Source organism: Shinella sp. OV683, assembly GCF_057787725.1.
Map to the genome: position 1 here is coordinate 5552126 of NZ_CM173543.1, position 9429 is coordinate 5561554.

6 protein-coding genes are annotated in these 9429 nt (G+C 60.4%); 4 read left to right on the top strand and 2 right to left on the bottom strand.

What is annotated here, in order from left to right; all coding sequences use genetic code 11:
- Positions 1–6: 6 nt before the first annotated feature.
- Positions 7–1176: a M20 aminoacylase family protein gene (locus ACXHRN_RS26895; RefSeq protein WP_488639321.1), complete on the bottom strand. Its 1170-nt coding sequence runs from the start codon at positions 1174–1176 to the stop codon at positions 7–9.
- Between the two features lie 195 nt (positions 1177–1371).
- On the opposite strand from ACXHRN_RS26895, the gene ACXHRN_RS26900 reads away from it, so the two are divergent.
- The 4 genes from ACXHRN_RS26900 to clpB all read left to right on the top strand — a co-directional run bounded on the left by ACXHRN_RS26900 (position 1372) and on the right by clpB (position 7145).
- Positions 1372–2454, top strand: coding sequence for a D-alanyl-D-alanine carboxypeptidase family protein (locus ACXHRN_RS26900; protein WP_488642039.1), 1083 nt, complete (start codon positions 1372–1374; stop codon positions 2452–2454).
- On the top strand, positions 2454–3605 hold the full coding sequence (locus ACXHRN_RS26905; protein WP_488639322.1) for a CobW family GTP-binding protein: 1152 nt from the start codon (positions 2454–2456) through the stop codon (positions 3603–3605). The genes ACXHRN_RS26900 and ACXHRN_RS26905 overlap by 1 nt, the downstream gene beginning before the upstream one ends.
- A gap of 695 nt (positions 3606–4300) precedes the next feature.
- Positions 4301–4510: a hypothetical protein gene (locus tag ACXHRN_RS26910; RefSeq protein WP_488639323.1), complete on the top strand. Its 210-nt coding sequence runs from the start codon at positions 4301–4303 to the stop codon at positions 4508–4510.
- Between the two features lie 28 nt (positions 4511–4538).
- Entirely contained in the window at positions 4539–7145 is a 2607-nt protein-coding gene (gene clpB, locus ACXHRN_RS26915) for an ATP-dependent chaperone ClpB (protein ID WP_488639324.1), read from the top strand.
- A 70-nt stretch (positions 7146–7215) separates the two neighbouring features.
- Here the strand turns inward: clpB and ACXHRN_RS26920 are convergent, their stop codons facing one another.
- Complete coding sequence (locus tag ACXHRN_RS26920) at positions 7216–9162, bottom strand: M23 family metallopeptidase (protein ID WP_488639325.1); 1947 nt, start codon at positions 9160–9162, stop codon at positions 7216–7218.
- Positions 9163–9429 lie beyond the last annotated feature (267 nt).

Genomic DNA, 9429 nt, shown 5'->3' on the forward strand with positions numbered 1-9429 from the left:
GATAGGTCAGGCGAGCGAAGTCAGGCGGCTTTCGGCTAGACGCACCCAGTATGAGACGCCGAACGGGATGATCTCGTCGTTGAAGTCGTAGCCGGGATTGTGGAGCCCCGCCGTTTCGCCGTTGCCTATGAAGATGAAATTGCCGGGCCGGGCGTTGAGCATGTAGGAGAAATCCTCCCCGCCCATGGTCGGCCGCACTTCGCAATCGACATTGGCGGAACCGGCGATCTCATTGGCAACCGCCAGCGCCACCTCGGTCTGGGCGCTGTGATTGACGGTGACCGGATAGCCGGCATGGACGCGGACCGTGGCCACGGCGTCATGGGCCGCGGCAACACCCTCGGCGATCTGCCTGAGCTTCTGCTGGGTGAGCGTCCTGAGTTCCGGCGTCAGCGTGCGGATCGTGCCGCCGAGTGTCGCTTCGTCCGGGATGACATTATGGGCATTGCCGCCCTGCATCTTGGTGACCGAGACAACGGTCGAATCGAACGGGTCGGTGACGCGCGAGGCGATCGACTGCAGCGAGGTGATGATATGGGCAGCGATCACCACCGGGTCGATGCCCTTGTTGGGCATGGCGGCGTGGGCGCCACGGCCGCGTACGGAGATGGTGAATTCGTCGGTCGAGGCCATGATCGGGCCGCTGCGGCTGGCGAAGGTGCCGATCGGCAGGCCCGGTATGTTGTGCATGCCATAGACTTCGGAGATGGCGAATTTCTCCATCATCCCGTCCTTGACCATCTCGTTGCCGCCACCGCCACCTTCTTCCGCCGGCTGGAAGATCACCGCGATCGAGCCCGCGAAATTGCGGGTTTCAGCGAGGTACTTTGCTGCGCCCAAGAGCATCGCGGTGTGCCCGTCATGGCCGCAGGCATGCATCTTACCGGGAGTCTTGGAGGCCCAGTCCTTGCCGGTGACCTCGGTCAGCGGCAGCGCATCCATGTCGGCGCGCAGGCCGATGGTCGGGCCGGGGCCATTGGCACCCTTGATCAGTCCCACGACGCCGGTGCGGCCGAGGCCAGTCACGATTTCATCGATGCCAAACGCTTTCAGCTTCGATTCAACGAAGGCCGCGGTCCGCTTCACGTCGAACATCAGCTCCGGCATCTGGTGCAGCTCGCGGCGCCATGCGGTGATCTCGTCGTGCATCTCGCTTGCGCGGTTCAGGATTGGCATCTCGGGTTGATCCTCTCAGCTGGTCGGCGCGCAGCCCGGCTTTTCCGCAACAGTTTTTGCTTATATAAAAAAGACGGCTGCCATTTCCCTGCCATATAGTCTAAATAACGGGCGGTAAACAATGCACTTCGATGGTTGGAATTTGGAGCGGTTAGCGCGATGAGAGAGATTTTGCGGCATGGAGCCAAGCGGGCGATGGTGATTGGCCTGGGCACGCTGCTTGCAATCGGCGGTGCTGCCGAGACCTTTGCCGAGCCGCATATTCTGGTCGATGTGAAGACCGGCAAAGTCATCGAGCATGAGGACGCTTTCCAGAAGTGGTATCCGGCATCGCTGACCAAGCTGATGACCGCTTACGTCACCTTCACCCAGATCAAGGCCGGTCGCATCTCGCTCGACACCCCCATCGTCATGAGCAAGCGCTCGGCCGCCGAGCCCGCGTCGAAAATGTATCTCAAGCCCGGCGATTCGCTGACGCTCGACGATGCACTGAAGGTTCTGTTGGTAAAATCCGCCAATGACATCGCCTATGCGATCGCCGAGAATGTCGGCGGCAGCAAGGACAATTTCGTTGGTATGATGAACGCCGAGGCTGCTCGTCTCGGCATGAGTTCGAGCCATTTCATCAATCCAAACGGCCTGCCCGGCAAGGGGCAATATACGACGGCGCGCGATCTGGCCGTGCTGACCATGGCAATCCGCCGCGAGTTTCCGGAATATTCCGGCTATTTCCGGCTGGAAGGCGTGCGAGTTGGCAACAGGGATTACGGCAATTACAACAAGCTGATCGGCCGCTTCGCCGGCGCTGACGGCATGAAGACCGGCTTTATCTGCGCCTCGGGCTTCAACCAGGTTTCGACGGCGACCCGTAACGGCCACACCGTGTTGTCGGTCGTGCTCGGCGCCGACAGTCTCGTCGGTCGCGCCGATCTTTCGGCAGATCTTCTGGAGAAGGGCCTGGCGGGCAAGACCAGCTTCGGCATGACCTCGCTTTACAAGCTCAAGCCCTACGGCGCTCATCTCGACATGGTCAATGATGTCACCCAGCAGATCTGCAAGCGGAAGGGCAAGAAGGTCCGCTCCGAGTCCACCGACGAGGCGCATGATCCGAAGGTAAAATCGCCTTACAGCGTCAAAATCAACCGGCCGCTGAACGTGGCGCTGGTCACCGTCATTCCTGCCGGCAAGAAAGTTGCCGATGTCCAGCTGGATGCGGGCCAGGGCGATGTCGACGTCGGCTTCAACGTCCCTATCCCCGAACCGCGCCCGCTGAACTGATGGCCGCGGCTGCCGAACGCATTCCCGTCTCGATCCTCACCGGATTTCTCGGCGCCGGCAAGTCGACCTTGCTCAACCGGCTGCTGAAAGATCCTGAGATGGCCGACACGGCCGTGATCATCAATGAATATGGTGAGGTCGGTATCGATCACCTGCTGGTCGAGTCTTCGGGCGATGCGCTGGTCGAGCTCTCCAATGGTTGCGTCTGCTGCACGGTACGCGGGGAACTCACCGACACGCTGGTCTATTTCCGCGAAGCGCTGGCCGACGGCCGCATAAAGGCCATGCAGCGCGTGGTGATCGAGACGACCGGGCTTGCCGATCCGGCGCCGGTCATCCAGTCGATCATCGGCAATCCGGCAATCTCCCAGGATTTTTCGGTCGATGGCGTGATCACGCTGGTCGATGCGGTCAACGGTCTGTCCACACTCGACCATCATGAAGAAGCACGCCGCCAGGCTGCCGTCGCGGACCGGCTCGTCTTCACCAAGCTCAAGCTGGCTTCGCCGGGGCAGGTCACTGAACTCACCGATCGCATCCGCGCGCTCAATCCGCTGGCCGAGATCATCGATGGCGATTCCGCGCGGGCGGCACAGTATGCGACACTGTCTGCCGGGCTCTATGATCCCGCCACCAAGATTGCCGATGTCGGCCGCTGGCTACATGATGATGATCATCACGACCATATCTGCGACGACAATTGCGGCCACGATCACCACCATCATGATCACCATGGTCACGATCATTCACATGACCATCACCATGGCCGGCACGACGACGGCATACAGTCGTTCAGCATCATCCACGACAAGCCGATTGCGCCGCAGGCGCTTGGCATGTTCATCGATCTGTTGCGTTCGGCACACGGCGAGAAGCTCTTGCGCATGAAGGCAGTGGTGGCGCTGGCCGACGATCCCGACCGGCCGCTGATCCTGCATGGCGTGCAATCGGTGTTTCATCCGCCGGAACGGCTGGCAAAATGGCAGGACCAGACAGATCGCCGCACCCGCATGGTGCTGATCACCAAGGACCTGCCACAGGACTTCGTCCAGAGCCTGTTCGACGCCTTCACCGGCACGCCACGCATCGACCGGCCGGATCGGCAAGCGCTGGAGGACAATCCGCTGGCGATTCCGGGGATGCGGATGTAAGGGGCTGTTGGCCGGTTATGGCCAAGGGCACCCCTCACCAAGCGCGCCCAAGCGATGGGCTTTGCCTCTCGCGGGCTTGCTATCCTCTCCCACAAGGGGAGAGGCAAAATCGAGGCTGCGCCGCACCTCTACTTCTCCCCTTGTGGGAGAAGAAGCAATTTCATCGGCTTAGCGATTGCGCCCGAAAAGGGTGTCTACAAGTGGGACGTGCGCGCAATCGCTAAACGATAGAAATTGCAGATGAGGGGCTCATGAGGTGGAAACAAACCAAACCTGCCATCATGTGAATTGAGATCCGCCAACATACTCAATGCCTTATCCGCCAATATCTCCGCCCTTTCCAACCCGCTTATACTGATTCCCGTCCCATCACGGATACACCATGAGGCGTCATGGCGAGGTGGGGTCGGTGCCTGGTTTGAGAGGACGACGTAAATTCTCTTATCGGGGGTTTGTGAGAAACGGAGACCTCTTCGGCGGCGTTCGAAAGAGCGCGACTGGCCGCGGACGTGCCTCAGAGGCACACATCTCCCCACCCGGCACACTGCCGCGGTGGGGAAGCAGATCTCCAGGTTCGCAGGCAAAAACCACCGAAACGGGGCGCAAAGCGCGCCGTATATTATTTACTTACGAGGCACGATTTGCGCCCCGGCCGATCCTCTATGCATCTGCAAGGCAGATAGCTTTAGGATCACATGAAAATGATGCATCACCCGGAAGGAAATCTCCTTGCCGGGGTCGATCTGCTTGTCGATTCGCAAATTACTGAAAACGTGCCAAAAACTGCTGGGGCCGCTCTTTATTTCGTGGAAATCGATCCCATATTCTGGTCAACGGAGAAGGCAACTTCTCCAGACGGCTTGCCGCAATGGGAGCCAGTTCCTGACTGTTCGTTCCGTGCCTGATGGGCGGAGCGGGAAACGGAGATAAAATATGAACTTAGAGAAGTATTCCGAACGAGTCCGCGGATTCCTTCAGAATGCGCAGACCTATGCGCTGGGTGAAGGCAATCCGCAATTTACCGCCGAGCATGTGCTGAAGGCGCTGCTTGATGATGAGCAGGGCATGGCGGCATCGCTGATCGATCGTGCCGGTGGCGACGCCAAGATCGCCAGACTTGCCAATGACGAAGCGCTCAAGAAGCTGCCGAAATCGACCGGTGGCAACGGCCAGCTTTCGCTTGCCCAGCCTTTGGCGCGTATTTTCAACGGTGCCGAGGAGCAGGCCAAGAAGGCCGGCGACTCGTTTGTCACCGTCGAACGGCTGCTGGTTGCTCTGGCTGTCGAATCGACTGCCTCGACGGCGGATTCGCTGAAGAAGGCCGGGGTCTCTGCGCAATCGCTCAATCAGGTCATCAACGAAATTCGCAAGGGCCGCACCGCCGATGGTGCGAATGCTGAAGCGGGCTTCGATTCGCTGAAGAAATATGCGCGTGACCTGACAGCCGAAGCCCGCGAAGGCCGGCTTGATCCCGTTATCGGTCGTGACGAGGAAATTCGTCGGACGATCCAGGTGCTCAGCCGCCGTACCAAGAACAATCCCGTGCTGATCGGTGAACCCGGCGTCGGCAAGACGGCGATCGCCGAGGGCCTTGCCTTGCGCATCGTCAATGGCGACGTGCCTGAATCGCTGAAAGAAAAAAAGTTGATGGCGCTCGACATGGGTTCGCTCATTGCCGGTGCCAAGTTCCGCGGCGAGTTCGAGGAGCGGCTGAAGGCCGTGCTCAACGAAGTGCAGGCCGCGGACGGCGAGATCATCCTGTTCATCGACGAGATGCATACGTTGGTCGGTGCCGGCAAGGCGGAAGGCGCGATGGATGCATCCAACCTCCTGAAGCCGGCACTTGCTCGCGGCGAACTGCATTGCGTCGGCGCCACCACGCTGAACGAATACCGCAAGCATGTGGAAAAGGATGCGGCACTTGCCCGCCGGTTCCAGCCGGTGTTCGTCAGCGAACCGACGGTCGAGGACACGATCTCGATCCTGCGCGGCCTGAAAGAAAAATACGAGCAGCATCACAAGGTGCGGATCTCGGATTCGGCGCTTGTGGCGGCGGCAACACTTTCGAACCGCTACATCACCGACCGCTTCCTGCCGGACAAGGCAATCGACCTGGTTGACGAAGCCGCCTCGCGGCTGCGCATGCAGGTGGATTCCAAGCCCGAGGAGCTCGACGAACTCGACCGCCGCATCATGCAGCTGAAGATCGAGCGCGAGGCCCTGAAGAAGGAAACCGACAATGCCTCGCGCGATCGGCTGGAAAAGCTCGATCTTGATCTGGCCCGCTTCGAGGAAGAAGCCAATGCGCTGACCAATCGCTGGCAGGCGGAAAAGCAAAAGCTCGGCCTTGCCGCCGATCTCAAGAAGCAGCTTGAAGACGCCCGCAACGAGTTGGCGATTGCCCAGCGCAAGGGCGAGTACCAGCGCGCCGGCGAGCTCGCTTATGGCACGATCCCGGGCCTTGAAAAGCAGCTGGTGGATGCCGAAAGCGAAGGTGTCGGCCAGGCCGCTGCCATGGTGCAGGAGGTCGTGACCCCCGACAATATCGCCCACATCGTCTCCCGCTGGACCGGCATTCCGGTCGACAAGATGCTGCAGGGCGAGCGCGACAAGCTGCTCAGGATGGAAGACGAACTGGCGAAAACGGTGGTCGGGCAGGGCGATGCCGTCCAGGCCGTGTCGCGGGCGGTTCGCCGTGCGCGGGCAGGTCTGCAGGATCCGAACCGGCCGATCGGCTCGTTCATCTTCCTCGGTCCCACCGGTGTCGGCAAGACCGAACTGACCAAGTCGCTGGCACGCTTCCTGTTCGACGACGAAAGCGCGATCACCCGCATGGACATGTCGGAATTCATGGAGAAGCACTCCGTCTCGCGGCTGATTGGCGCCCCTCCGGGCTATGTCGGCTATGACGAAGGTGGCGCTCTGACCGAGGCGATCCGCAGGCGGCCCTACCAGGTCGTGCTGTTCGACGAGATCGAGAAGGCGCATCCAGATGTGTTCAATGTGCTCTTGCAGGTGCTCGATGATGGTCGTCTGACCGATGGCCAGGGCCGCACCGTGGATTTCAAGAACACGATCATCATCATGACGTCGAATCTGGGCGCGGAATATCTCGTCCAGCTCGGTGAAAATGATGACAGCGACAAGGTGCGCGATCAGGTCATGGACGTGGTGAAGGCCTCGTTCCGGCCGGAATTCCTCAACCGCGTCGATGAGATCATCCTGTTCCACAAGCTGCATCGCGATCAGATGGGCGCCATCGTCGACATCCAGCTGACCCGCCTGCTGCGGCTGCTGGCCGATCGCAAGATCGAGCTGGAGCTGGGTGCCGATGCTCGGAACTGGCTGGCCGACAAGGGCTACGATCCGATCTATGGCGCGCGGCCGCTGAAGCGAGCGATCCAGCGCTATGTTCAGGATCCGCTTTCGGAGCGCATCCTGTCCGGCGATTTCCCGGATGGATCGAAGATCCGTGTTGCGGCTGGTTCCGACCGGCTGGTGTTCACGGCCAAGCCCGCCGAGGCACAGGAAGCGGCATAAGGACTGCGAGATTGGATGAAACAGAACCGGCGGCAGAAATGCCGCCGGTTTTTGCGTCTGTGGGAATCAATTACTGGCTGGCGACCTGCTTGGCGTCGCCCTTGTTCAGGAGGTCGTCGATGCGCTTGCGCTCCTGCTCGAACTTGGCGAGCAGATCGCCGCCGAGGCTCTTGCCGCCCGGCAGGCGGATGCGCTGCGGGTCGACCTTGTTGCCGTTGACGATGACTTCATAATGCAGATGCGGGCCGGTCGATTGGCCTGTCGTGCCGACCCAGCCGATTACCTGGCCTTGGGTTACCTTGGCGCCTTCGACGACGCCCTTGGCGATCGCCGACTGGTGATTATAGGAGGTGACATAGCCATTGGGATGCTGGATCAGCGTCTGGTTGCCATAGCCGCCCTTGTCCCAGCCGGCCTTGATGACCGTGCCATTGCCGGCGGCGATGATCGGGCTGCCCTTGGGAGCGGACCAGTCGACGCCGGTATGCATGCGCATGTAGCCGAGGATCGGGTGGCGGCGCATGCCGAAGCCGGAACGGAATGTGCCGTTGGGGAGAGGATTGCGGATCAGGAACTGCTTCAGGCTCTTGCCGTCCTGGTCGTAGTAATCGACCGACATGTCGGACGGGTCCTGGAAGCGGTAGAGCCTAGTGTCGGTGTCGCCGAATTTGGCATGCACATAAAGCAGTTCCGAATCCTTGGTGGCCTCGCCGGTCTCGTCCTCGACCGAATAGAAGGCCTCGAGCTGGTCGGAAGGCTTCAGTCGTGCCTGGAAGTCGACGCTCGACGACAACAGCCGGATCATCCGAGCGGTCATGTCCTTGCTCATCCCATAAGAGAGGGATGCGCGGTAGATACCGTCATAAACGCGCGGCAGGTCGCCGGTATCGGCAACGGCAGGTGCATTTTCGTCGAAGGCATTGGCGATTGCGGAGAGATAGGGCGGCTCGGTACCGGGGACGAACTTGCCCTCGTCGTCCATCGCCACGGTTAGTTCGTGGCTGGTGCGCTTGTAGACGCTGACTCGGACGATGCTGGCCTTCTCGCCCTCCTGAATGATGCCCACCCGCAGCACTTCGCCTTCATTCAGTTCACGGCGCTGCAGGATGGTCGAGACGAAGTCCTCGATCTCTTCCGACTGCGCCCTGGCATAGCCGGCCGATGCCATGACGGCGCTGAGGCTTGCAGCATTGCGAACGGGGATGATGTCGTCGGCATATTCGGGCGTGTTCGGATTGACCGTTGTCGGAGTGGTGACGGTGGTGTTCTCTTCTACCACGCGGGCGGAAAGACGAGGGATGATGTCGAGCGTGTCGGTGCTGGAGGCGAAACGCTGTGGGTCGACGTAATTAAGCGTGGCCACCTGTGCGTCACCATCGGTCAGCACCGAACCGTTGGTGCGAACGTTTTCCTCGACCTCGTCGAGCGACATCGAAGCCGCGAGCGGGAAATGTGATTGCTTGGTCGGAAAGTCCGTGGTCTTCAGCGCCACTTCCGATTCGATATCGGAACCATAGAAGACAGGTGAGGGGGCGGCAGCGACGGCTTTCTCGCCGGAAGAGGCGATGTTGAGCGGATCGAAGCGCGGATAGTCTTCATCCCGGGGGTAGTTCATGGCGAGCGCCATCTTCACATGTGCGAAGGGCCGCTTGCGGATCACCTGCTTTTCGCCCTCGATGACGACGGTCGGCACATCCATGATCGATTTGTCGGCCGGCTTGGCGGCAACGGCATTGGCAATCAGCCGCTTGCCCTTCTGCACGGCCTCGGTACCGTCGTCCTTGCTGCCGGCATTCGAGCGAATCATCGCGGAGGCTTCGGCAGGGATCGCGAGGATCTCGCGGCCCTCAAGCGCGGCAAACAGCGCAACGCCCATAAGGATGGAGCTGGTGAGGCCGGTCAGGAATGTTCCCGACAGCCAGCGCAGCGACACTTCACGCCGATCCGGAGTGCGTCTTCCGTCAGCAAGGATCGGCGGCTGTTCGCCGATCGAACGGAGGAGTCTCGCATCTGTCATGGATGAGCCATTGCTTTTCTATCTGCCTGCTGTGCGCCCTGTCCGGTGGCGCCATGAGTGCAACATTCCGCCGATCAAGTCAAACTGACCGTGCCCGCGCGGTGCGCACGTATACGCACGTAAGGGAGATCGACCGAAAATGTGAAAAGTTCGGGGCAAATCGGCAAAAACCAGTGACTTTTCGCGCCGCACAAGCGCCTTCCAATAATTATTGCACCGCAAAGCACTGGAAATCTCGCGTTTTCAAAAAAACTTCACATTTCTCGA